At 38.4% G+C, this 23,369-nt stretch carries 27 protein-coding genes; 2 read left to right on the top strand and 25 right to left on the bottom strand.

The window, feature by feature from the left end:
* Positions 1-21: 21 nt before the first annotated feature.
* From BLR86_RS08420 to BLR86_RS08490, 15 genes are all read right to left on the bottom strand, one after another.
* A complete protein-coding gene (locus BLR86_RS08420) occupies positions 22-444 on the bottom strand; it encodes a stage V sporulation protein AB (protein WP_090760236.1) in 423 nt (140 codons plus the stop codon).
* Positions 434-1,054, bottom strand: coding sequence for a stage V sporulation protein AA (locus tag BLR86_RS08425; RefSeq protein ID WP_090760238.1), 621 nt, complete (start codon positions 1,052-1,054; stop codon positions 434-436). The genes BLR86_RS08420 and BLR86_RS08425 overlap by 11 nt, the downstream gene beginning before the upstream one ends.
* A gap of 137 nt (positions 1,055-1,191) precedes the next feature.
* Positions 1,192-1,950: an RNA polymerase sporulation sigma factor SigF gene (gene sigF, locus BLR86_RS08430; protein WP_090760240.1), complete on the bottom strand. Its 759-nt coding sequence runs from the start codon at positions 1,948-1,950 to the stop codon at positions 1,192-1,194.
* A 12-nt stretch (positions 1,951-1,962) separates the two neighbouring features.
* Complete coding sequence (gene spoIIAB / locus BLR86_RS08435; RefSeq protein WP_090760242.1) at positions 1,963-2,403, bottom strand: anti-sigma F factor; 441 nt, start codon at positions 2,401-2,403, stop codon at positions 1,963-1,965.
* Between the two features lie 2 nt (positions 2,404-2,405).
* Complete coding sequence (gene spoIIAA / locus BLR86_RS08440) at positions 2,406-2,756, bottom strand: anti-sigma F factor antagonist (RefSeq protein WP_090760244.1); 351 nt, start codon at positions 2,754-2,756, stop codon at positions 2,406-2,408.
* A gap of 243 nt (positions 2,757-2,999) precedes the next feature.
* Positions 3,000-4,169, bottom strand: a complete 1,170-nt coding sequence (locus tag BLR86_RS08445) for a D-alanyl-D-alanine carboxypeptidase family protein (protein ID WP_090760246.1) — start codon at positions 4,167-4,169, stop codon at positions 3,000-3,002.
* A gap of 125 nt (positions 4,170-4,294) precedes the next feature.
* Positions 4,295-5,599: a pyrimidine-nucleoside phosphorylase gene (locus BLR86_RS08450; RefSeq protein WP_090760248.1), complete on the bottom strand. Its 1,305-nt coding sequence runs from the start codon at positions 5,597-5,599 to the stop codon at positions 4,295-4,297.
* 35 nt (positions 5,600-5,634) lie between these two features.
* Positions 5,635-6,456 (bottom strand): purine-nucleoside phosphorylase, encoded by an 822-nt coding sequence (locus BLR86_RS08455; RefSeq protein WP_090760250.1) that lies wholly within the window; start codon positions 6,454-6,456, stop codon positions 5,635-5,637.
* 12 nt (positions 6,457-6,468) lie between these two features.
* Positions 6,469-7,653 (bottom strand): phosphopentomutase, encoded by a 1,185-nt coding sequence (gene deoB / locus BLR86_RS08460; RefSeq protein WP_090760252.1) that lies wholly within the window; start codon positions 7,651-7,653, stop codon positions 6,469-6,471.
* Positions 7,654-7,855: 202 nt separating this feature from the next.
* Positions 7,856-8,749: a site-specific tyrosine recombinase XerD gene (xerD, locus tag BLR86_RS08465; RefSeq protein ID WP_090760254.1), complete on the bottom strand. Its 894-nt coding sequence runs from the start codon at positions 8,747-8,749 to the stop codon at positions 7,856-7,858.
* A 6-nt stretch (positions 8,750-8,755) separates the two neighbouring features.
* Positions 8,756-8,983 (bottom strand): YqzK family protein, encoded by a 228-nt coding sequence (locus tag BLR86_RS08470; protein WP_090760256.1) that lies wholly within the window; start codon positions 8,981-8,983, stop codon positions 8,756-8,758.
* 142 nt (positions 8,984-9,125) lie between these two features.
* Positions 9,126-9,581: a ferric iron uptake transcriptional regulator gene (locus BLR86_RS08475; RefSeq protein WP_090760258.1), complete on the bottom strand. Its 456-nt coding sequence runs from the start codon at positions 9,579-9,581 to the stop codon at positions 9,126-9,128.
* 110 nt (positions 9,582-9,691) lie between these two features.
* Positions 9,692-10,336, bottom strand: a complete 645-nt coding sequence (spoIIM, locus tag BLR86_RS08480; protein WP_090760261.1) for a stage II sporulation protein M — start codon at positions 10,334-10,336, stop codon at positions 9,692-9,694.
* A 289-nt stretch (positions 10,337-10,625) separates the two neighbouring features.
* Positions 10,626-11,789 carry an endonuclease Q family protein gene (locus BLR86_RS08485; protein WP_090760263.1) on the bottom strand — a complete coding sequence of 388 codons (1,164 nt, stop codon included), beginning with the start codon at positions 11,787-11,789 and terminating at the stop codon, positions 10,626-10,628.
* Positions 11,786-12,340 (bottom strand): NUDIX hydrolase, encoded by a 555-nt coding sequence (locus BLR86_RS08490; protein ID WP_090760265.1) that lies wholly within the window; start codon positions 12,338-12,340, stop codon positions 11,786-11,788. The genes BLR86_RS08485 and BLR86_RS08490 overlap by 4 nt, the downstream gene beginning before the upstream one ends.
* A 73-nt stretch (positions 12,341-12,413) precedes the next feature.
* Between BLR86_RS08490 and mciZ the strand changes: the two genes are divergently transcribed.
* Together mciZ and BLR86_RS08500 are read left to right on the top strand one after the other, a co-directional pair.
* A complete protein-coding gene (gene mciZ, locus BLR86_RS08495; RefSeq protein WP_090760267.1) occupies positions 12,414-12,545 on the top strand; it encodes a Z-ring formation inhibitor MciZ in 132 nt (43 codons plus the stop codon).
* Between the two features lie 64 nt (positions 12,546-12,609).
* Positions 12,610-13,521 (top strand): aldo/keto reductase, encoded by a 912-nt coding sequence (locus BLR86_RS08500; protein ID WP_090760269.1) that lies wholly within the window; start codon positions 12,610-12,612, stop codon positions 13,519-13,521.
* 30 nt (positions 13,522-13,551) lie between these two features.
* Here the strand turns inward: BLR86_RS08500 and BLR86_RS08505 are convergent, their stop codons facing one another.
* From BLR86_RS08505 to BLR86_RS08550, 10 genes are all read right to left on the bottom strand, one after another.
* Positions 13,552-14,247: a 4-carboxy-4-hydroxy-2-oxoadipate aldolase/oxaloacetate decarboxylase gene (locus tag BLR86_RS08505; protein WP_090760271.1), complete on the bottom strand. Its 696-nt coding sequence runs from the start codon at positions 14,245-14,247 to the stop codon at positions 13,552-13,554.
* A gap of 18 nt (positions 14,248-14,265) precedes the next feature.
* The gene (locus BLR86_RS08510) at positions 14,266-15,408 is read right to left on the bottom strand and encodes a cupin domain-containing protein (protein ID WP_090760273.1); all 1,143 of its coding nucleotides are present in this window, start codon (positions 15,406-15,408) and stop codon (positions 14,266-14,268) included.
* A 13-nt stretch (positions 15,409-15,421) separates the two neighbouring features.
* A complete protein-coding gene (locus BLR86_RS08515; RefSeq protein ID WP_090760275.1) occupies positions 15,422-16,369 on the bottom strand; it encodes a fumarylacetoacetate hydrolase family protein in 948 nt (315 codons plus the stop codon).
* 24 nt (positions 16,370-16,393) lie between these two features.
* A complete protein-coding gene (locus BLR86_RS08520; protein WP_090760277.1) occupies positions 16,394-17,908 on the bottom strand; it encodes a bifunctional 3-(3-hydroxy-phenyl)propionate/3-hydroxycinnamic acid hydroxylase MhpA in 1,515 nt (504 codons plus the stop codon).
* A 244-nt stretch (positions 17,909-18,152) separates the two neighbouring features.
* On the bottom strand, positions 18,153-18,398 hold the full coding sequence (locus tag BLR86_RS08525) for a hypothetical protein (RefSeq protein ID WP_090760279.1): 246 nt from the start codon (positions 18,396-18,398) through the stop codon (positions 18,153-18,155).
* The gene (locus BLR86_RS08530; protein ID WP_090760281.1) at positions 18,399-19,229 is read right to left on the bottom strand and encodes a DODA-type extradiol aromatic ring-opening family dioxygenase; all 831 of its coding nucleotides are present in this window, start codon (positions 19,227-19,229) and stop codon (positions 18,399-18,401) included.
* Positions 19,230-19,267: 38 nt separating this feature from the next.
* Positions 19,268-20,128, bottom strand: coding sequence for an alpha/beta fold hydrolase (locus BLR86_RS08535; protein ID WP_090760284.1), 861 nt, complete (start codon positions 20,126-20,128; stop codon positions 19,268-19,270).
* A 263-nt stretch (positions 20,129-20,391) separates the two neighbouring features.
* Entirely contained in the window at positions 20,392-21,072 is a 681-nt protein-coding gene (locus BLR86_RS08540) for a Crp/Fnr family transcriptional regulator (RefSeq protein WP_175492826.1), read from the bottom strand.
* Between the two features lie 65 nt (positions 21,073-21,137).
* Entirely contained in the window at positions 21,138-22,370 is a 1,233-nt protein-coding gene (locus BLR86_RS08545) for an MFS transporter (protein WP_090760287.1), read from the bottom strand.
* Between the two features lie 100 nt (positions 22,371-22,470).
* Positions 22,471-23,352, bottom strand: a complete 882-nt coding sequence (locus BLR86_RS08550; protein WP_090760289.1) for an alpha/beta fold hydrolase — start codon at positions 23,350-23,352, stop codon at positions 22,471-22,473.
* Positions 23,353-23,369: the final 17 nt, after the last annotated feature.

The raw sequence follows: 23,369 nt of genomic DNA on the forward strand, positions 1-23,369 counted from the left end.
GTTGTCCTTTCTAGGCTGACTTTAAAGATGAACATAATAGACCCATTGAAATATTGATCCAACAATTTTTCCTAAGACAATCGCCATAATTAAGATAATAATTTTCCCATCAATCCCTAGTCTTTTTGCGAGGACAGGAAATACATTTAATGCCTCTGTAAGCCCAGCTGCTAACATTCCAACAAAGACACCACCGCATAGACCAAGGGGCAGCATAAAATAGGGGGAAATCCCTAGTATCGGGTCTCTAAGACTCCCCACTACTCCTGTTAAAGCACCCATAACTACAGCCCATTCATAATGTCGAATCATCTTCATTGTTTTTGTCAGCTGCGTAAGTCTAGGGATAATACCCAGGACTGTTAGAAAAGCTACAAAACCTGAACCAACGGCTAATCCACCTGCAAGACCAATAAACATGACAGCAATTACTTTAATCGTCATCTGTATCTTTCATACTTTCCTTATTCTCATGAATAATCACATAGTTATCTAAATCCAATTGATAGTTAAACATCTCCACTTCCAGGGGACTAGGTTCTTCGTTGATCCTTTTTTGAAAAACATGATTGAAGAATAAGATCATCCCTAAGCCTAAACCAATAGAATAGGGAATTTGAAAAATCCAAGGTTTTGAATCTTCGACTCCAGTAATGATTCTGTACATCTTTTCCTGAACACTCCGCATACTGACATCGTCATGAAAGTTCATAATGGCCATAGCTGAACCAAAAAATAACAAAAACCAAATTAAAATAAACAAAGGCTTCGACATTTGCTTTTTCTTCAAAATCACTTCTATAATGGTTTGTGCTGGTCCAATGGTTTGGACTTCTGCATCCTCGATCAAACCTGAAATCAACCTAATTATTTTCATCACATCAATGACAATAATATTTTTGTCCCTTTCCGTTATTTGGTACACTTTCAATTTTTTCAATTCAGGGATTACTGATTCTGGAGCAATAATTTGTGCAATATCCATTAAATAGATACTTTCTTCCGGTTTCGCTAGAACACGATTCCGCATGCGGATGTAGACTGTTTTTTCCAAAACACTCACTCCCCACACATTAATTTCTTTGTATAAATAGTATGAGCAAAATTTCTTACTTTACTAAAAAAAGCTGGTAAACTTTAATTTTGATACTTCATCAATACCTTTAATAATGCAAAAAAAGACCGCATAGATCATGGATCCATGCGGTCTTTCATTTGTGATAGTATTTTTTTCTCAAGTCTCGAAACTTGAACCTGTGATATTCCCAGCCTCAATGCTACTTCTGATTGAGTTTGATCCTTATAGTAACGCAAATAAACAATTAGCCGCTCACGTTCATCCAATTCACGGATTGCTTCTTTTAAAGCAATTTTATCAAACCATTTACCTTCATTTCCATCATCAATTTGATCTAATAATGTAATAGGGTCGCCATCATTTTCATAAACTGTTTCATGAATGGAAGAAGGCGTTCTGCTTGCATCTTGTGCAAGAATTACATCCTCTGGGGATAGCTGTAGATGCTCTGAAATTTCATTAACAGTTGGAATCCTTCCAAAGTTCTTTGATAATTCATCCTTTGCTTTTCTAATTTTGTTACCCATTTCCTTTAATGAACGGCTAACCTTTACTGTTCCGTCATCACGAATGAATCTTTGGATTTCACCAATGATCATTGGTACCGCATAGGTAGAAAATTTCACATCATAGGAAAGATCAAACTTATCTACAGATTTAAGCAGTCCGATACATCCAATTTGGAAAAGATCATCTGGATCATATCCCCTGTTAAGAAACCGCTGGACAACGGACCAAACAAGACGCATATTTTTTTCAGCAATAAGGTCTCTTGCTGCTTGGTCTCCGTCTTGGCTTTTCTTAATAAGTTCCTTCACTTCATGGTCCTTTAAATACGTTTGCGCTTTATCTTTTTTGACCTCCACATCCATTGGCAAGTCTCCTTAATTGCATAGCATTTTGCTTGTCTGTAAATGCTTTTTTAATCTTACTTCGGTTCCTTTACCTGGCTGTGTGAGAACCTCAACCTCATCCATGAAATTTTCCATGATTGTGAATCCCATACCAGATCTCTCCAAATCTGGTTTCGTTGTAAATAATGGTTGTCGAGCTTCTTCCACATCTACAATTCCTAGTCCGATATCTTTAATCGAAATGTCTACCATATTTTCTTCAATGGTTACCTGAATATAAACAATTCCATTTGGGTCATTTTCATAACCATGTATGATGGAGTTGGTTACAGCTTCTGAAACAACAGTTTTAATTTCAGTCAATTCATCCATAGTGGGGTCAAGCTGCGCGATAAAAGCAGCAACAGTGACGCGTGCAAATGATTCATTTTGACTTAAAGCACTAAATTGAAGATTCATCTGATTCTTCATCTTTAGGCCACCCCCAATCTTTGCAATGCAAACTCTTCAGTCGGTTCCAGTTTAATGATTTTGAAGATCCCCGACATATCGAATAATCGTTGTATTGCAGGGGAAATCGCACATACGACCATTTCACCATGCACCTGCTTTATTTGCTTATATCGCCCTAAAATGACACCTAATCCAGAGCTATCCATAAAAGAAAGCTGTTCTAGATTTAAAACTATATGACGAATATCATTCTTTTCAATTGCTTTAGTAGCTTGTTCTCGTAATTCGTCCGCCGTATGATGATCAAGTTCACCACTTAATCGCAAGCATAAAACATCATGTTTTATTTCCATTTCAATGTTAAGACTCACTATCCCTAGCCTCCTTCATCTGGTATAGTGAGTCAATTCGTTATCGTTAGAGTAATCTCCTTCTATCAAGACAAAACTAGTTGATTTTTGCTAAAAAAAGTTGGAATTCGACAACGAAAAGCGGAAGCGCCTTGGGCAGGGGCGACAGGCATAAGACGAGCCGGCATGAAGGTTGCCCTTTAACCTTCTTGACGGATTGGCTTATGATCCCGAGCCCCTAGGCGCTGCAGCTAGACATCAATACTATTTACCTGCCTTTGTAAACATTCCGAATGAACGTTTATAAAGTGTCCACCAGGTTGCTTCTTTTACATCGTTTTTCGCAACTAATTCACTTTCAAGGACTACTTTTCCATCTTTCACTAGTTTTATGGTCCCAACTTTTTCTCCTTTTTTAATTGGAGCATCAAGATTTTTATCTAGAGAAATTTTTTGTTTTACATCCTCTGTTTTTTCACCTTTCTTGGTGAGTAAAGAAAGAGGTTCACTAGTTACTGCTTCGACTTTCTTGTCTTTTCCCTTATTAACATGAGCATTGCCAATTACTTGATTTCGCTTGAACATTGGGTGCGTTTGATATTGGGCGAACGCATAATTAAGCATTTTTGTAACTTGGGCATTTCTTTCTTTTGAAGTTGGTGCCCCAAAAACGACAGCAATTACACGCATTCCATCCTTTTGTGCAGTTGCGGTTAAACAATACTTCGCCTCCGCGGTAAAGCCTGTTTTAAGTCCATCCACTCCTGGGTAAAAGCGAACTAATTTATTGGTATTAACAAGCCAGAACTTTTTATCTGTATTCTCACGGAGATACGCTTCATACATTCCAGTAAACTTTGTTATGTCTTCATATTTTAATAGTTCCTTGGCCATTATCGCCATATCATGTGCGGAACTATAATGACCGCTTCCTGGTAGACCTGTAGTGTTTTTAAAGATTGTATTCTTTAGCCCAAGTTCTTTTACTTTGTTATTCATCATGTCAACAAAGGCTTCTTCTGACCCGGCAATTTTCTCAGCCATCGCTACAGAAGCATCATTTCCAGAACCAATCGCAATCCCTTGGAGCATTTGCTTTACCGTCATTTCTTCTCCAGCTTCAAGGAAGATTTGCGAACCGCCCATGGAGGCAGCATACTCACTGGTTCGAACTTTTTCATCCCATTTTAGTTTTCCTTGGTCCATTGCTTCCATAATCAGCAGCATGGTCATAATTTTTGTCATGCTTGCTGGTGGCAGCTCCTCATTACTATTTTTCTCGTAAAGAATCTGACCTGTATCACGCTCAATTAAAATCGCTGATCTTACATTTTCTGTGATATCAGTACTCGTTTTTTCTTCTGCAGATACGGATGGTATCCATAAACTTGTTAATAACAAGACTATTACGAGTAAAGAAATATATCGTTTCATACGCATAACCCTCCATTCTTTATATAGATTCCATTTTTTCCAAATTCAACAACTTTATACAGTATTTTCCTGATATAAAATAAAAAAAAGTCCAGGAACTATTCCTGAACTTTAAGTTTCAATAACTATTCTGTTATTTCTTCATGAATTAGGATTGGCGCCTCCACTTTTTCAGACGAAACGATAATATTTTCATAAAGCATTGTTTTTACTTCACTTACATTTTCAAAATTACTGTAAATCGTTACTAATGATTCGCCTTTTTTCACTTGATCGCCGATTTTCTTTCTTAAGACAAGCCCTACAGCTAAATCAATTACGGACTCTTTTGTCGCTCTTCCTGCTCCTAATTTCATTGCAGCCGTCCCTACTTCATCTGCAACAATTTCAGAAACATAACCATCTTCTTTGGCTTCTAGCTCGAATGTAAATTGAGCTTGAGGCATTTTAGAAGGATCATCAACAATCGATGCATCTCCACCTTGTGAGCTCAGGAAGACCTTAAACTTTTCAAGTGCAGAGCCATCTTTAATGACATTCTCGAGCATTGTGCGGGCTTCCGATAATGAACTAGCTTTTTCAGCTAGGTAAACCATATGACTTCCGAGAGTCAAACAAAGCTCGGTTAAGTCCTCTGGACCTTCCCCTTTTAGGGTATCAATCGCTTCCTTCACTTCAAGTGCATTTCCAATTGCAAACCCGAGCGGCTGACTCATGTCAGAAATAACTGCCATCGTTCTTCTGCCAACATTGTTTCCGATCCCTACCATTGCTTTTGCCAATTCACGTGAGTCATCAATTGTCTTCATGAATGCTCCAGCGCCGGTTTTAACATCTAAGACAATAGCATCAGCACCAGCGGCAATTTTCTTACTCATGATCGAGCTAGCAATTAATGGAATACTATTTACAGTCGCCGTTACATCACGTAATGAATATAATTTTTTATCAGCAGGAGTAAGATTACCACTTTGACCAATTACAGCAATCTTATTTTTGTTTACCAGCTCAATAAATTCTTCGTTCTCAATTTCCACATGGAAGCCTTTTACAGCTTCTAATTTGTCAATAGTACCACCAGTATGACCTAAACCGCGTCCTGACATCTTTGCAACAGGAACATCAAGTGCCGCAACAAGCGGACCAAGCACTAGCGTTGTGGTATCCCCAACTCCGCCAGTAGAATGCTTATCTACCTTTATACCTTCTATTGCCGATAAATCTATTTGATCGCCTGATTCGACCATTGCCATCGTTAAATCTGCTCGTTCTTTTTCGGTCATTCCTTGAAAAAAGACAGCCATCGCAAATGCACTTACTTGGTAATCAGGAATCGAACCATCTGTGTACCCATTAATAATAAATTTTATTTCTTCTGCAGTCAGTTCATTACCGTCTCTTTTTTTCTCTATTAAGTCAACCATTCTCATCGATATCACCACTTTACTTAGATTACCATTGCTGGTTATTTTCCTATCGTTTTAACAATTTCTTTTATATAGGAAAGGAAATTTGCTTTTACTCTTTCCGTTGTTTCGATTACTTCTTCATGTGATAAAGGCTGGTCAAGAATCCCTGCAGCCATATTGGTAATACATGAAATTCCAAGAACCTTCAAACCACTATGTCGAGCCACAATTACTTCAGGGACTGTTGACATCCCTACAGCATCTCCGCCAAGTGTTCGAACCATTCTAATTTCAGCAGGAGTTTCATAAACTGGTCCCGAAAAACCAAAATAGACTCCTTCTTTTACATCAATTTTTAAGCGGGCGGCAATTTCTTTCGCAGCAATCCTTAAATCTTTTGAATAGGCTTCTGACATATCTGGGAACCTCGGACCAAATTTCGAATCATTCGGACCAATCAATGGATTTGTACCTGTAAAATTAATATGATCAGTAATAATCATCAGATCTCCGGCTACGAAGCTTTCATTCACTCCGCCAGCCGCATTTGTTACGATTAACAAGTCAACCCCTAATTCTTTCATAACACGTACTGGGAAGGTTACTTTGTCCATACCGTACCCTTCATAAAAGTGGAAACGACCTTGCATAGCTACCACTTCTACTCCCTCTAAAATTCCAAAAACCAATTGGCCAGCATGCCCTTCTACTGTTGAAATTGGAAATTCAGGGATCTCATTATAAGGGATTTTGACAGGATTTTCAATTTCATCGGCTAGAACACCAAGACCAGAGCCTAATATGAGTCCGATCTTTGGCGTCTTAGCATATTTCTGTTTTAAAAAATCTGAAGCATTTTGAATTTTATTGATGTCCATAGTCATTCCCCTTTAGGATAGTTCATTTAAAAAGCTTGTTCCGAAGTTAGGCTTTTTTACATTGAAGTTCTCTGCAACCGTTGCTCCAATATCTGCAAATGTTTCTCTTATTGGCAATTCTTTACCTGCTGGCAAGTTCTTAGAATAAACAACTAACGGTACATATTCACGTGTGTGGTCGGTACCTGGTGCAACTGGGTCATTTCCATGATCAGCCGTAATAATTAACAAATCATCTTCCTTCATTTTTGCGAAAACTTCTGGTAAACGTGCATCATATTCTTCAAGTGCTTTACCATATCCCTCTGGGTCGCGGCGGTGTCCGTAAAGCGCATCAAAATCAACCAAATTTAAGAAACTCATACCGGTAAAGTCCATATCAAGAGTTTGGACAAGTTTATCCATGCCGTCCATATTAGAAACCGTTCTTAGCGACTGGGTTACTCCTTCACCATCGTATATATCGGAAATTTTTCCAATTGCAATGACATCTAATCCAGCGTCTTTCATCTCACTCATAACCGTTCTATCAAAAGGTTTTAATGCATAGTCATGACGGTTTGATGTTCTTTTAAAATTACCTGGTTCACCCAAGAATGGTCGAGCAATCACACGGCCAACCATGTATTTTTCATCAAGAGTTAACTCGCGTGCAATTTTACAAATCTTATATAGTTCATCCAGTGGGACAATTTCTTCATGTGCTGCAATTTGAAGTACAGAATCTGCAGATGTATAAACAATCAATGCACCGGTTTTCAAATGCTCTTCCCCTAGTTCATCAAGTATTTCTGTTCCACTAGCGGGTTTATTGCCTATAATCTTTCTTCCTGTGCGTTCCTCTATTACAGAAAGAAGTTCATCTGGGAATCCTTCAGGGAAAACACGAAAAGGTGTTTGAATATTCAAACCCATGATTTCCCAGTGACCTGTCATCGTATCCTTACCGTTTGACGCTTCCATCATTTTTGTATAGTATGCCAATGGTTTTTCTGCTTTTTCGATTCCCTTAATTTCGCGAATATTACTCAAACCCAATTTCCCCATATTTGGCATGTTTAGCCCGTTCATTCTTTCAGCAATATGTCCAAGCGTATCTGCACCTTTGTCACCAAACTTTTCTGCATCAGGTGATTCTCCAATTCCTACTGAATCCATAACGACTAAAAATATACGTTTATATGTAGGTAATGCCATTGTTTTTCCTCCTTTAATTACATATATTCTTAAAAATAGATTGCCCTTTTATAATTAGGATTATGAACAAATATATTATTTCTAACGTCAGAAGTCTGACTTCTTTATTTTACTAAATTCTGATAGAATTACAAGAAAAAGCTTCCCATAAATGGGGCAGCTTTTCGACATTTACCTAATTCTCATAAAAACTATCATCCTATTAAGCTCTCGGATGGAATTTACTATAGACATCCTTCAACCTCGACTTCGTTACATGTGTATATATTTGGGTGGTAGAGATGTCAGCATGTCCAAGCATTTCTTGAACCGCCTTTAAGTCAGCCCCATTTTCCAAGAGATGTGTTGCAAATGAGTGCCGTAATGTATGAGGAGTTAATTCATTCTCAATTCCAGCTTCTATTGCCAGCTTTTTCAGGATTTTCCAAAAACCTTGTCGTGTTAGTCTCTTTCCTTGATGGTTTAAAAATAAGGCGTCGGAAGTATGATTTTTTGCAATAAAATTTATTCTACCATCTTCTATGTATCGTTTTAATGATTCTGCTGCTGTTTTTCCAATCGGAATAATTCGCTCTTTATTCTTTTTCCCGAAGACATGGACAAATCCCATTGTTAAATTTATATGCTCGATATTGAATTGAATAAGTTCACTTACTCGAATACCGGTTGCATAAAGAAGTTCCAGCATCGCCTTATCCCTTAAACCAAAATGTCCTTGTCCATAGGATATATCTAAAAGTTTTTCTACTTCCTCTAAGCTTAATACAGCAGGTATTGATCTTTCTGATTTAGGTGGTTCAATTAGGACAGTCGGATCCTGATTAGTTGCATGCTCACGTAATAAATATTGATGAAAAGCGCGAATAGAAGCAACGTGCCTTGCTATCGTTTTCGCGGATTTCCCTTGCTCCTTTAAGAAGAACAAGAATTGGACAATATGAACCCGCTGTACCTGATCCAATGATTCGATTGCTTCAACATGTTTAATATATTGAAGATAGCTTTTCAAATCGCGTTCATAGGAAAGCAACGTATTTTTTGCCATTCTTTTTTCTATCATTAAAAACTCGATAAACTTTTCTAAATAATCATCCATTTACGATTACTCCCCATTTAAGTAAAACAAAATCAACCGATCCATCCAAGCTGGGCCCTCATCCTTATTTAAATTGGCAACCTTTAAAGCAGACCCTTCTGGTGAATCATAGCGATGATAATTTTGATACTCCTCATTTACCCACATAATACCATAATAAAAGAGGACCGTGCATCCAGTGAATAGAATAAAAACCTTTAAGGTTTGCAGTATTACTTTAATAAAAGAGAACATTTACCTTCCCCCAAACAGTTTTCCTACTTAAAGATATGCCAATTTGTCCAATTTTTATACCTAACGTACCTGTTTTAGGAGAATAAATTTTTAAGGGAAGCTAGAAATAGAAAAAGCCCTTTTACTTAAAAAGGACTTATTACTATTCTTCAACTTTTCCTTTATCTTTGCATCGATAACAAATGCCATGGAATGTCAGGCGGTGATCTTTAATTATGAAATTCCATCTGCGTTCAACTGTTGCCTCAACATCTTCAAGAAGATCCTCTTGAATTTCATCAACTGCCCCGCATTCAATACATACGAGGTGATGATGAAAATGTGCTGCTCCTTCTTGCCGAAGGTCATAACGAGATACTCCATCACCAAAGTTAATTTTATCAACAATTTTCAATTCTGTTAGTAATTCAAGTGTACGATACACAGTTGCTAATCCGATTTCAGGCGATTTTTCCTTAACCAGGAGGTATACATCTTCTGCACTTAAATGATCCTCTTCATGCTCTAACAATACCCGAACGGTTGCTTCACGTTGAGGTGTTAGCTTATAGCTTGATGAATGCAACTGCTTTTTAATTCTCTCAATTCTAGTTTCCATCCCGAAGTCCCTCCCTCGCCGCTGCTATTCTCATTATAACAGATGAGAAAGAGGTGTCAAAATAAAATTATTATAAACAAGTGATTATAATTAATATCACTTAATTCTTATTATAAATTAAGTGAGCCCATCATTGTTTTCATTAACCACGGAGATACGTATGCCTCAACTCCAGAAGCAGCAGAAATAAGAACTACAGCTATAATGAAGGTTATGATATAGTTTTTAAAAAATGGCAGAATAGGTTGTCCATATTTCTTCAAAAATTGCTTTTTTATCATTCTCAATGAGAATATAACGGATAAAGCAGCCATCATAATGAAAACGGGAATGATAATCAAATTTTGTGGCAAAATCGACACAATTGCAAGCAAAAATCCTTTAATACCTAATTGGCTAACTAGAAAACCTACAGTAAAACCAACCACCAAACCTTTTATGAATAATACAATGAGAATTACCGGCAGGCCAATGATTGAGATTCCTAAGATCCAAATCAGCCCGATAAACTTGCTATTATGAAGAAAGCTTTGTGCAAATAAATCACTATTTTCTGCCACTTTTCCATTTAGAATTTGACCAAAGAATTGTGATAGGTAGTAAAATAAATCTTCCTTTTGGGTGATACTCATGCTATTCACAACAATAGCTCCAAAAATAACACCCATTAAAAATAAAATAACAATAAATAAAAAAATTGAGGAATGTTCACGGAAATAACTGGCGGCATCGGTCTGGTACAATCGTTTCTTCATCTGCGGTTCCTCCTATTTCTCCTAATCAGTTAATACATTTTATGCCTTTCTAGTATTTCTATGACGATAAATTAGTAGAATTGAATTTTAAATGAGGGAGAATTAGGCCATCGCAGATATATTTGATTTATCGCAGATATAATTCCATTTACGCAGATATATTTGGTTTATCGCAGATATATTCCATTTAACGCAGATATATTTATTTTCTGGTCAAAATTTGCCAAATAGGAATAAAAAAACTGACAGCATTAGAGAATCCGTCAGTTTTTTCAATAGAAATATTTAATTAGTCGGCTATTTTTCCGTATTTTCCGCCGCCACCAGCCGATAACGTAACTTTTCCTTCTCGGGCTTTCATAATCATGTCAGCAATCTTAGGTGGAACTACTTCGTGCAATGCCTCACCTGGAACTTCATGCAATATCGCCATTTCTGATCCAAAATGATTAACTAGCTTATCAAGCACTTTTGGTCCTAATCCTGGGATAAATTCAAGCGGGACTTGATGGACATAAGGTGGACGTCCTTCTGGACTCTGATCGACTGTCTTCAATTCAAGGATTCGATCGGCAACACCTTTAATAATCTTTTTGTGACCACACTGACTGCAAATTTGGTCTTCCTCGCCAGCAGGATGCAAACAGTCTGCACAGACAGTTTTGTGGTATTTCCCCAGAAGTGGATCGAGACCATAGTTTGCGACAATCTGCCTGCCATCTTCCTTTTTTAATGCTTTTCCCAATTCTTTAAATGAAGGTTCCTTCATCGATATTACCTGATATTCACGGGCAATTTTCGCTAACGAGTGAGCATCAGAATTCGTCACAAATGTATAGTCGTGCAATTCCTTTATTTGGTCTGCCATTGATGTATCAGAACTCAACCCAAGCTCAATCCCATCGATCAAATCAGGATCAAATACTTCAGTTAACGATGTATGGACACCTTTCCCATAAAGACTTTTAAAAGGCGTAAACACGTGGGCAGGAATAAATAATCCGCCAAGTCCTTTCACTTTTCTTTGCAATTCTAGACCTGATGCATATATCCGCTGCGAACTCAATTGAACATTTTTTAAATGACCAGATAACCAATTAGAGAACACTCTCATAACCGCTATAGTTGGAAAATAACATAGGACATGAATCGGTCCTTTACATTGTTCATCATAGATTTCTAACTCGGAACCGGGAATAACCGTTAAATCACCGAATGCCAAGCCGCCATCTGGATGTTCAACAATGTCACCACTCGAAACGAGACTTTCCATTTCTAGGATTACTTCTGGTGAGTGGCTATCAATAATTCCAACCATATTCAGCCCTTTTTCATGCCGTGCATGCTCAATAATATTGGTAAACGTTAAAGATTTGGCACCTGTTATTTTCACAGGCTTTCCCGTCCATGTTCTACCAATATGGATGTGTAGATCTACATAATATCGTTTCATTTTTTTGCTAACGCCTCTTTTAGTTGCAAGTATTGAACTGCATAGGCAGTTTTGGCATCATAGATTTTTTGTTCCTTAATATATTGTACTGCTTCATCAAGTGTTAATTCTTCGATGTTTACAAACTCATCTTCATCTAGTGCAGCAGCATTTTCCTTCTTTGTTAGTCCTTTAGCGACAAATAAATGAACAATCTCATCTGCAAATCCAGGTGATGTATAAAACGAGACGAGTAGCTCTAGACTCTCACATTCATATCCTGTCTCTTCCTCTAATTCCCGACGTGCACAAAGAGCAGGCTCTTCGCCTTTTTCAAGCTTACCTGCTGGTATTTCAACAATCGTCCTTTCTAGTGCTTTACGAAATTGCTCGACCATCACAATTTTATTGTTATCAGTAATCGCCAAAATAGCGACTGCACCTGGATGTTTAATAATTTCCCTTTTTGACTGTTTTCCATTTGGAAGTTCAACGTCCTGAAGGTGAAGGCTGATTACTTTACCTGAAAAAATTTCTTCACTATGTATCGTTTTTTCATTAAGATTACTCATCTATGTCAACTCCTGTTCTAATTCGGCAAGTGCACCTCATACATTTTACCATACATGATTTGGAGGGGTATGGATGAAGGTGTACGTTCATGATAAAGGAATTATCCTTGTAGGTAAGGGTTGGGAGATTACTCAAAAACTAAAAGAATACACTAAAGAATATTCTACCGTATCCGAATGGGTAGAAAAAATCGCCCCGAAATAGTCTTTCCATTTGTAGTCTTCCCCGGACTCTCGTAAAATTATAGGAAAGGACGGGGTGATTTGTTTTGAAAAAAAGAAAACTGGGAAATTCAGATTTATGGGTGACAGAGTTAGGTTTAGGCTGTATGTCGATTGGCACAGAGGAGAAAGCAGCAAGAGAGATTATTGAGACTGCATTGGATGAGGGAATCAATTATTTTGATACAGCAGATTTGTATGATTTTGGTGTGAATGAAAAAATTGTCGGGGTTGCATTGAAGGAAGTCCGTGAACAGGTCATTCTTGCCACAAAGGTAGGTAACCGTTGGATGCCCGATAAAACAGGGTGGTCTTGGGATCCATCCAAATCGCATATAATGGAAGCAGTCAAACAAAGCCTGAAACGACTCGGAACAGATTATATTGACCTTTATCAGCTGCATGGCGGGACAATCGAGGATCATATCGATGAAACGATAGAAGCCTTTGAGGAATTAAAGTCAGCAGGCTATATCCGCTGTTATGGAATTTCATCGATTCGACCTAATGTTATTCGTGAATATGTAAAGAAGTCTAATATTGATTCTGTGATGATGCAATACAGTATTTTAGACAGACGCCCAGAAGAAGAAGCATTGCCCTTGCTACATGAGCATGGAATTAGCGTGGTGACCCGCGGTCCGCTCGCAAAAGGGCTACTAAGTGATAAAATGCTAGAAAAGGTGTTTCAAAAAGGGTACCAGGACTATAGTCAAAAAGAGTTGCTTGAAGTATTACCGGTACTGAAAGACAAGCTGGCATCGGACCGCTCGTTTACCGAAATTGCGCTCCAATATAATTTGGCCCATCCTGCTGTTGCCTCGGTCATTGCAGGTGCCAGCAGTCCGGAACAAGTAAGAAGCAATGCCCGTGCTGTTACTAGCAAAACGCTAACAAAAGAAGAACTTTCTTTCATAAAAAAATTATCAAAAGCTAATGTTTATAAAGATCATCGTTAAGAAAGGCTGGCACACGTGCCGGCCTTTCTATTATGGCATTGCCTCTTCGTTCTCATAGTAATGAACATTTTGCGATTCTAAAACAGGTCTTAAATTGTAAAAATCAATACTAATTTCACCATTTTCGATTTTTTCTTTCGTTCCTTCTTCTTTTAGCATTCTTTTCTTAGATGTTTCAATGGCAAACTGAGTATCTTCTTTTCTCACAACAACGACACCGTCATCATCGGCCTTAATAATGTCGCCGGGATAAACAGTAACACCTCCGCAAACAGCTGGGGCATTCACACTGCCACCTTTGACCTTTGTATTCCCTTGAGAAAATATAGCTTTTGTCCATATCGGGAATCCAAGCTCTCGAATTCTGGCTACATCACGAATGCCAGAATCTATAATAACTCCTTTAACTCCGCGTTTCATTAATGCGGTAACAATCAATTCTCCAATCATCCCCGATATTCCATCGCCAATGGTTGTAATCACAAGAATATCACCGGGTTGACACACTTCCACTGCTGCATGAATCATTAAATTATCACCTGCAGGGCATATGACAGTAACTGCCGGGCCGCAAATCAAACTTCCTTTGATGATTGGCCTTAAATGATAATTCATAAGACCAACTTTCCCTTGAGCTTCGTAAACTGTTGAAACATCTAATCTTTCAAACTCTTCGATTATATGCTGTTCAGGTCTAGTAATCTTTTTAAGCACATAATTATCCATTAAACTAATTCACCACCATCAATTTTCAGAAACTAATTTTTTCACCATGATGGGTTTAAAAACGTCTGTAATCTCCTGATGGCCATCATTTAACAAGTATTCTTCTTTACGTTCGAAATCAAAAACTTCCATTATTGGAAGATCGTTTGTCGAGAACAAATAGACTTCCTCGTTTTCTGAAGTATTCACATGCTCATGCCAAGCCCAAGGTGGAACCACGAAAAAGTCACCTTCTGACCAATCGAAACGAACGCCGTTCATCACAGTGTATCCGTTTCCTTTATACACATGGTATACATTGCTATGAACATGTCGATGTGCTCTACCGTGGAACTTAGGAGGAATCTTTGTCATCCGTGCACCGATTCGGTTATTAGCATCCTTTCCATTGGAAGGATTAATATATTCAATCGTGTACCCGTCATTTGGGTCCGGTTCAAACATAGACATACCATCTAAACTATTTTTTGATAACTCCCATTTATAACGTCCTAGTGCAACCGATTTTGGCTGACGATCCGTAATGGGTCTTACCATCCCACCTGCATACCGAATCGTACTGTAATCATCAGGCACAAGCAATGGTTGCTGCTTATCCGGATGGAATTCCGTAAAGGATACATCCATTGCCATCATGAAGGGGGTATCAAGACAATCCATCCAATAAACGGTTTCATCTCCCAGATTGGTATGGTCATGCCAGGACCAGCTAGGCGTTATCAAATAATCACCAGGGTTGAAAGTTAGCTTCTCGCCATCTACCCTGCCATACCCCCCTTTTCCTTCCATGACAAAGCGTAATGCCGTTGCAGTGTGACGATGCGGAGGAGCAATCTCACCAGGTTTTACTGCCTGAACTGCTGCATAAAGAGTTTGTGTGGCACCACCCCATGCCACTGGTTTTAAATGCTTCATACCTGGATTAACCAAGTACACCGCGCGCCGTTCTGCTGACCCCATGCCAACCTGCATCAATTTCTCGGCACGATTTAAATAATTGTGGATTAATTCGCTTTTCCAAAGATATGGAATCGCTTTGGCTCTTGGTTCAATTGAATTATGATAATTGATATGTGCCCATAATGGTCCCAGATTGACACTATCTAATTCCTCATGAAATTCCTCTAAATCTTTCGTAAATTCCATTCTATTCTCTGCCATTTATTCTTCCTCCTTAATTAACAGTTTCTTTTACTAATTCTTTTACAATTTTATTTTCTATTGCTCCAATTCCTTCAATCTCAACGCGAACAACATCCCCAGCTTTTAGGAATTTATTCTGCGCTTCTCCTACTCCACCCGGCGTACCGGTGCAGATAATATCCCCTGGTTCTAACGTCATAATATGGGACAAGAATTCCACAAGATATGGAACTGTAAACACAAGTTGATTGATATTTGATTGCTGTCTAATTTCTCCATTTATTTTAGAAGTAATCGCAGCGTTATCGATATTTGGGACTTCATCTTTGGTAGCTAAATACGGACCCATTGGAAGACTTTTATCTAACGTTTTACCTTGCAGCCATTGAATAGTTCTTTTTTGCATATCTCTTGCCGTAATGTCATTGACAACGGTATAACCTGCCACATAATCTAGGGCGTCTTCTTGGGAAATGTTTTTACCTCTTTTCCCGATGACAAATGCAAACTCTGCTTCGTAATCTAATTTTTTCGTCAATTCCTCTGATAATGGAAAATCATCGTTTGGTCCTGTGATAGCTGTCGCAAATTTGGCAAAAATAACAGGATGCTTCGGAACCTCTCTATTCATTTCCTTAATATGGTCATGATAGTTCAAGCCTACGCAAATGATTTTCTTTGGATTAAGGATGGGTGCACCGATATACACGTCTTCTATTTTATAAATAGAAGACGTGTTTTTGGCAGCAGTCCCATACTCGATTGCTTCTTCCGCTTTTGTAAAAGCAACCTCCCCATTTGCTAGGAATTCTGTAGGGTCTTCTGGCAGTAATGCTTTGGCAATTTCTTCGGATCGCAATTGTCCATTGGCATTTAATTTTTCTACATATGCTTGTTGGGGGTCGATAATTGTCTTCTCATCTAGCAAAATACCTAAACGCAGGTCACTCCCATTTTTTGAATACGTAACTATTTTCATCTGTCACTCTCCATGATTCTTTTTTTATATAACTTCACTAAATTCTAATGGCAAATGTTGACTTACAACGTCTAACTCAGAAGAGTTGCTGGCTGCACCTAGAAGATAACGATCCGGTCTCAAGAGGATAGCGGATAAATGCTGGTCCTTCAGCCATTGATTCATCTCAATGCCAGGGTCACTTACAACTACAACTCCTATGCTCTCCCACCGTCTCTTTGTTTCCTCCTTGACTGCTTCTAATACTTTCGGGTCACCAATAACAGCAAATCTATATCCTAAGTTGTCATCTAGTAGGCTTCCATCATCCATTCTGGGCTGAAGAAATAGATTTCCCGCTGGTGAAGGCAATTCCCCATGTAGCCCTTCTCCTAATGGCGGACAAGGTTCTTCCATGGACGGAGGAGATTCCAACAGCTTACGATGTATTTTTTCAGATTCAACAGGATCAAGGGTTGCAATGATCTTTCCTAATTCAACCGCCATTTTAATATATTCCTTCACATGCTGATACCTTTCCGTCTCGTACGTATCTAGGAGCGACGAATTAGCTCCATCCTGGATCACCATTTTTAACTTCCATGTTAAATTGGCCGCATCTCGTAGTCCAGCACACAATCCTTGCCCAAGAAAAGGTGGTGTCATATGTGCTGCATCTCCCGCTAGCAGTAATCTTCCTTTCCTCCATCCCCTTGCGATTAAAGAATGGAAAATATAGACGGTAGCACGCTCTATTTCTGCATTTTCAGGTGTAATCCATGGACGAAGGAAATCCCACACTTTCTCTGGACGTTCCATCTCTTCTTTTTCTTCTCCAGGCAATACCCGAATTTCCCAACGATAGCGATCATAGTCGCCAATTTGAGGGACATACGTAATTGGACGAGCTGGGTTACAGAATTGAATTCCATTCTTAGGCATATCAACTGGTTGTTTTAGCTTTGCATCAACAACTAACCAAGGCTGATGCAGGCCTAGATCTTCCAATGGTGTACCCATCACTTCTCGGACCAACGATTTAGCACCATCACATCCGATAACGTAAGAAGCGGTTACATTAAATACCTTTTCTTCTGTTTTATTCTCCACTTTAAGAGTAGCCATATCCTTTGATTCTTGTACCCCGATTACATCATGAAAAAGAAATACGTGAACATTGCTAAACCTCTTCACTCCAGTACGAAGGACTTTCTCAAAATCTGGCTGATAGAACCGGTAATGTTGATTCCACCCTTGAGGACCTTTGTCCCCGGACCGTTTTAATTCTAGTAAAAGTTTCCCTTCTGAATTGATATATTCATAGCCTTTGGCACCTATCATGACTTCTTCTAATTCTTCACCTAAGTTCATGGCTTGGATAATCCGCATAGACTCCCCATCCAAATGACTAGCACGAGGCATATGATATACGGATTTTTCACGTTCAAAAATAGCCACTTTTAACCCCTCTTGGCCAAGCAAATTGGCAAATGCTGCTCCTATAGGGCCATAACCAACAATCGCCACATCAAATTCTGGACAGAAACTTTCTAATTCCATCAGGCTAATTCACCCCCAACATATGGAAATGCCCATATAAATGCTACAGCCTATTTGAACATTTTGAGCTTGGTTATTGTCGAATATGCCTTTACGCCCAACCAATTTTTTCCACGTTTCTTTTGAATTTTTTCGAAATTGCAGTATGAAAAATGGCTAAGCCCACCTAAAATAATAGATGGACTTTTCTAAGATGAGGTCTTGCATCATTTCCTTGACCACTCACACATCTTTGAATGAAAACTTAAATTCCATTCTTATACAGCTCACGAATATCTTTTTTTAGAACAAGAGTTAGCCCCATCAAGAGCAAAGGTTGAACGCCTGATTCATTTAGCTTGGTGACCCGGCAAGATTGCACTGCTTCCCTTTCCTCTTGTGTCAACTCAAAGTTTTCAAACAGTGTGGGATCCCCTTCTATAAATCTTTTTTCCTTTTCTTTATCCTTTAACATTTCGAAAAGGAATTTATTAATACGATAGGCATACATTTAGGATTCACCCCTCATAAGGTCCACAATGGCGATACCCGTTGACCATTCATGCATCGGCTCATAGCAAAGAACTTCACGATTATTTTTCGATACGGCACCTGCAACAGCCATCCAGGCGCGAAGTTCCAATGCTCCGTTACCGCCTTCTGCTAATATCTTCTCATTCCCCCACTGATGGATGATTTCTTGGTCTTGATGCTGGATTAACTTTTCTAAAAAAAGACGATCAAATTCTTCGGCTACATCACCCATCCGAGGTACAGCCACCCAATGAGACAATCCACCAGTTGCAATCAAGGCAACTCTTTTATCAGAATCCCATTCATTCACGGCTTGCGAAATCATTTCACCGAAACGATACATCCTTGTCATTGGAGATAATGGCATGGATGCCGCGTTAACAAATATTGGAACAATGGGAATATCCATTTGTGGCAGTAAATAATGAAGTGGAACGATAAATCCATGATCCAGTTTCATCTCATAAGAATAGGAAAGATCAAAATCATTATTTAAACCATAGTTTACTAGATGTTTCGCTAATGATTGATCCATTGGTACCTCATAGGCAGGTACACCTGCTTCACCCCAACCTATTCCCTTATCACCTATGCCTACACAAATCGAAGGCATATTATCATCAAAAAATGTTTTTACATGATCAGATGAGACAACAATGATAGTGTCCACATTCTGCTCCTTAAGGCGCCTTCCCATTTCTTCAAAGGCGGAAAAAACGTTGTCAGCCATTTCTTTTGGCGCTTTGTCCTTCGCTCTGATCATGAACGCAGTATGTGCCACTGCTGTTGCTGCTACAATTTGAGCCATCGTAATTCCCCCTTTTGATTATTGAACTTCGATTGATTTTACCTTTGAATATATTCGTGAACCAAACCATTAAATTCTTCTGGTTTCTCCCATTGTGGCCAATGTCCACAATCTTCCATCACATGGAATTTTGCCCCTTTTATATACTTGCTTGCACGTTCACCTGTTTGCCATGGTGTACTTGGATTATGGCGTGTCCATAAGACAAAGGTTGGGACACTTAATTTTTGAAGGTGTTCTGGCTTGATATACCATTTGGTTGCTTCTTCTGGTCTCATCATCGACTGGACATTCGGTTCAATCCGCTTCCAATCTGGGTTGGAGTAAATGCGATAACGGATTTCTACCAACTCTTCTGTAATCGATTTTTCTGGTTCATAAAAAAGCCAATTTAAGCGAGCTCTTACGGAATCACGAGTCACTTCTGTTGTTGAACGTTTACTTAATTTACGAAGGTTTTTTAAGGCGTCTGATCGAGTCACATCAAAATCGTCCACTAATAGCCCAGCTCCTGTTGCAGAAATGAAAGATGAAACTAACTCTGGGTTCTCGTATGCCAGCCAAAAACCTACCCATCCACCAAGGGACTCTCCTAGAAAATGAGCTTTTTCAATTCCCATTGCTTTCATTAAATCTTTCAAATGTTGCACATAATCCGCAATTTCATAGGCACCATCTGGTTTTTCTGTTAAACCATGACCAAGCATATCAACGGCAACAACACGATAATGTTTAGACAACGGCACCACGTTTTTAATATACGCTTCTGCATGACCGCCACCACCGTGCAGCAAGAAGAGAGTTTCTCCTTGACCAGCTTCTAAGCAGCGAGTTTGTACTCCTCCAGCATTATAATAATTGATTTGTCCTCCAAGAAAATCTACCCATACACTATTCATTTCTAATTTCCTCCTTATAATTAAAAATAATGATAAAAATATTAATCGGCTTCATCGTTTGAATTCTGTTGGAACCTTAACCTCATAATAAAGAACATTGACAATAAAATCTGTAAAGGACTTTGCACATTTATAAAAATTATTAAAATTTTACAAATATTTTCAATTAAAAGTTTAACAATCTTCTCCGATCTTAGGAATTAAAAAAAGACCAAAAACCATATCATACTGGTTTTTGGCCTTTTTCCAAAGTTACATAGAATTTATTCGTTTGAAGCCTGCAATTCGCTGGCTAAATAAGTTAATTCTTCTTTATTTTCAATGACAATCGTTTTATATCCAACCAAACTGATTATCTTCAAATCTTGTAATCTTTTTATGGTATTGCCAACCGTAACTCTTGATTTACCTATTATGGAGGCTATTTCTTCTTGGGATATACTGACGTATTCTTTCCCTTTTTTCAGTTGTTTCGGTAAGGAGTTTAATAATGTTGCTACTTGGAAATTAGCATCACCAAAAGACATAACTTCAATATGGTTTTGCAGATTAGATATCATTAAACCTGAGCATTTTAACATATAAGCTGCAAAGTCGGTTGACTGATGCATGAGATCTAAAATAGTATCTTTAGGTACAGATAAAACTTCTAAGTCTGTTACAGCCATAACCGTCAACGAACTTGGAATAGCAAAACCTAAAAATGCTGCTGACTGACCGAAAAATATACCAGGTGTTAAGTAAGATATTGTTCGCATCTGACCTGCTATAGATGTTAAACCAACTTTTGCTATCCCTTTAATGGGAACGTAAGCACAATCCCCAAAATCTTCTTGTTGAAAAAGAACAGAATTTTTGGAATAGCAGGAAACCGTTCCTTCTTTCTTAATCATTTCTAAACAGGAGAAATCTGACTCGGATAGTTGATTTAAATATACTAGCAATGAGTTGTACCTCCTATTTTTAATCAAAGTACCTAAACCCATTATCCCACTTTTTCGAAAACTTGCTATAATATTTGACTAATGCCTTCTTGTTTTTTCCATTTTATCGGTGCTGTTTCTTTATACATCAAACTAATAAGCAAACCTAAAAAGGCAAATGCTGCACAAAGATACATTGGGAATGACAATCCAAATTGGTCTGCAAATATTCCAGCTACCGTTGGGGTTATTACCCCGCCAAAAATTTCAGCTATCCCGTTAATGATGCCGATTGCAGAGGCAATATAAATGGCTGGTACGGACTCTGCTGGAATAGCAGAAAGCATTAAAGGAAATGCACCTAGTCCTAAACCAAATAATAATGAAATTAGTACGATGATTGGTAGCGAAGGTGTCGTATACACTAGAAGCAAAGGAGAAATTACGTTTACTACAGCCATCGAAAGTACAATCGGTTTTCTTCCTAAGCGGTCAGAAAGACTTGTAAATAAGAAACTTAACACAGCACCAACTCCGATAGCACTCATCGCTATACTCATCAGGCTTGGAGAAAACTGTTTTTGTGTAACTAAAAACATTGGTGCAAAGGCAATAAGCATCATATACCAACCATTAAATAATGTACCAGCAAAAATCGATATCACCACATTTCGAAACTTGAAGACATCCTTAAGTCGAACCGGTATTTTTTTGCCTGAAGCATCTTCAGAAACAGTCTTTGGCTCTCTTACAAACTTATAGATTAATAGAGCAATGATCAATCCTGGAATAACCGTACTGTAAAAAGCAAGCCGCCAGCCAAATGCATTTGCCAACGCTACAACCACAATCGGTGCTACCAACATACCCCAGAATCCAATCGAAGCATTTTGTAAAATACCCATATTAAAACCACGACGGTTTTCTGAAGACTCCACTGCCATAATCGATAATGTAAGTGGAAGTACAGGTCCCTCCCAAATCCCCATGAACATACGAATGGCTAGTAAACTAATAAAAGTCGATGGTAGCCCTGTTGAAAAAGAGGATATGGAAAACAAAATAACGGCGGAAATAAGGAAAATTCGTTTCTTTCCTATCTTATCTGATAGAAATCCAACAATTTGGCTGGAAATTCCCCAGGTTAAAGCAAGCCCCGACATTAAAAGTCCAATTTGAGTGTTTGACAATGGAATATCTTTCTGAATGAAAGGAATTAAATAAGTAATAGCTAGTCGATCAAAAAAGACGAATCCGAAAGTTAAAAACAAAATAAATAAAAGTTTGTTCTCATATTTCCCAAGTTTACGTTTCTCCATCTATCCACTACTCCCTCGGAATGGTATTAGTATTCATTAGAAAACCCCTCGGAATAGGAAAATAGAAATCTACTAATCGAGGGGTCTACATTTTTTAGTATTAAAGAACTTCGATAGATTTTACACTTTGAATATATTCGTGAACCAAACCATTAAATTCTTCTGGTTTCTCCCATTGTGGCCAATGTCCACAATCTTCCATCACATGGAATTTTGCCCCTTTTATATACTTGCTTGCACGTTCACCTGTTTGCCATGGTGTACTTGGATTATGGCGTGTCCATAAGACAAAGGTTGGGACACTTAATTTTTGAAGGTGTTCTGGCTTGATATACCATTTGGTTGCTTCTTCTGGTCTCATCATAGACTGAACATTCGGTTCAATCCGCTTCCAATCTGGGTTGGAGTAAATGCGATAACGAATTTCTACCAGCTCTTCTGTAATCGACTTTTCTGGTTCATAAAAAAGCCAATTTAAGCGAGCTCTTACGGAATCACGTGTCACTTCTGTTGTTGAACGTTTACTTAAATTTCGAAGGCTTTTCAAGGCATCAGATCGAGTCACATCAAAATCGTCCACTAATAGTCCTGCTCCTGTTGCCGAAATGAAAGATGAAACTAACTCTGGGTTCTCGTATGCCAGCCAAAAAGCTACCCATCCACCAAGCGACTCTCCTAGAAAATGAGCTTTTTCAACTCCCATTGCTTTCATTAAATCTTTCATATGTTTCACATAATCCGCAATTTCATAGGCACCATCTGGTTTTTCGGTTAAACCATGTCCAAGCATATCAACCGCAACAACATGATAATGTTCAGACAATGGCACTACATTTTTAATGTACGCTTCAACATGACCGCCACCGCCGTGCAGCAAGAAGAGCGTTTCTCCTTGCCCTGCTTCTAAGCAGCGAGTTTGTACTCCACCAGCATTGTAATAGTTGATTTGTCCTCCAAGAAAATCTACCCATACACTATCCATTTCTAATTGCCTCCTTT

The organism is Bacillus sp. OK048 (assembly GCF_900103525.1).
Lineage (GTDB): Bacteria > Bacillota > Bacilli > Bacillales > Cytobacillaceae > Neobacillus.

Bases quoted from the DNA above. Each gene is read 5' to 3' on its own strand.
- BLR86_RS08420 (WP_090760236.1), bottom strand. From the start codon at position 444: ATGACGATTAAAGTAATTGCTGTCATGTTTATTGGTCTTGCAGGTGGA.
- sigF (WP_090760240.1), bottom strand. From the start codon at position 1,950: ATGGATGTGGAGGTCAAAAAAGATAAAGCGCAAACGTATTTAAAGGAC.
- spoIIAB (WP_090760242.1), bottom strand. From the start codon at position 2,403: ATGAAGAATCAGATGAATCTTCAATTTAGTGCTTTAAGTCAAAATGAA.
- BLR86_RS08445 (WP_090760246.1), bottom strand. From the start codon at position 4,169: ATGAAACGATATATTTCTTTACTCGTAATAGTCTTGTTATTAACAAGT.
- BLR86_RS08450 (WP_090760248.1), bottom strand. From the start codon at position 5,599: ATGAGAATGGTTGACTTAATAGAGAAAAAAAGAGACGGTAATGAACTG.
- BLR86_RS08455 (WP_090760250.1), bottom strand. From the start codon at position 6,456: ATGGACATCAATAAAATTCAAAATGCTTCAGATTTTTTAAAACAGAAA.
- deoB (WP_090760252.1), bottom strand. From the start codon at position 7,653: ATGGCATTACCTACATATAAACGTATATTTTTAGTCGTTATGGATTCA.
- xerD (WP_090760254.1), bottom strand. From the start codon at position 8,749: ATGGATGATTATTTAGAAAAGTTTATCGAGTTTTTAATGATAGAAAAA.
- BLR86_RS08470 (WP_090760256.1), bottom strand. From the start codon at position 8,983: ATGTTCTCTTTTATTAAAGTAATACTGCAAACCTTAAAGGTTTTTATT.
- BLR86_RS08475 (WP_090760258.1), bottom strand. From the start codon at position 9,581: ATGGAAACTAGAATTGAGAGAATTAAAAAGCAGTTGCATTCATCAAGC.
- spoIIM (WP_090760261.1), bottom strand. From the start codon at position 10,336: ATGAAGAAACGATTGTACCAGACCGATGCCGCCAGTTATTTCCGTGAA.
- BLR86_RS08485 (WP_090760263.1), bottom strand. From the start codon at position 11,789: ATGAAACGATATTATGTAGATCTACACATCCATATTGGTAGAACATGG.
- BLR86_RS08490 (WP_090760265.1), bottom strand. From the start codon at position 12,340: ATGAGTAATCTTAATGAAAAAACGATACATAGTGAAGAAATTTTTTCA.
- mciZ (WP_090760267.1), top strand. From the start codon at position 12,414: ATGAAGGTGTACGTTCATGATAAAGGAATTATCCTTGTAGGTAAGGGT.
- BLR86_RS08505 (WP_090760271.1), bottom strand. From the start codon at position 14,247: ATGGATAATTATGTGCTTAAAAAGATTACTAGACCTGAACAGCATATA.
- BLR86_RS08510 (WP_090760273.1), bottom strand. From the start codon at position 15,408: ATGGCAGAGAATAGAATGGAATTTACGAAAGATTTAGAGGAATTTCAT.
- BLR86_RS08515 (WP_090760275.1), bottom strand. From the start codon at position 16,369: ATGAAAATAGTTACGTATTCAAAAAATGGGAGTGACCTGCGTTTAGGT.
- BLR86_RS08520 (WP_090760277.1), bottom strand. From the start codon at position 17,908: ATGGAATTAGAAAGTTTCTGTCCAGAATTTGATGTGGCGATTGTTGGT.
- BLR86_RS08525 (WP_090760279.1), bottom strand. From the start codon at position 18,398: ATGTATGCCTATCGTATTAATAAATTCCTTTTCGAAATGTTAAAGGAT.
- BLR86_RS08530 (WP_090760281.1), bottom strand. From the start codon at position 19,229: ATGGCTCAAATTGTAGCAGCAACAGCAGTGGCACATACTGCGTTCATG.
- BLR86_RS08535 (WP_090760284.1), bottom strand. From the start codon at position 20,128: ATGAATAGTGTATGGGTAGATTTTCTTGGAGGACAAATCAATTATTAT.
- BLR86_RS08545 (WP_090760287.1), bottom strand. From the start codon at position 22,370: ATGGAGAAACGTAAACTTGGGAAATATGAGAACAAACTTTTATTTATT.
- BLR86_RS08550 (WP_090760289.1), bottom strand. From the start codon at position 23,352: ATGGATAGTGTATGGGTAGATTTTCTTGGAGGACAAATCAACTATTAC.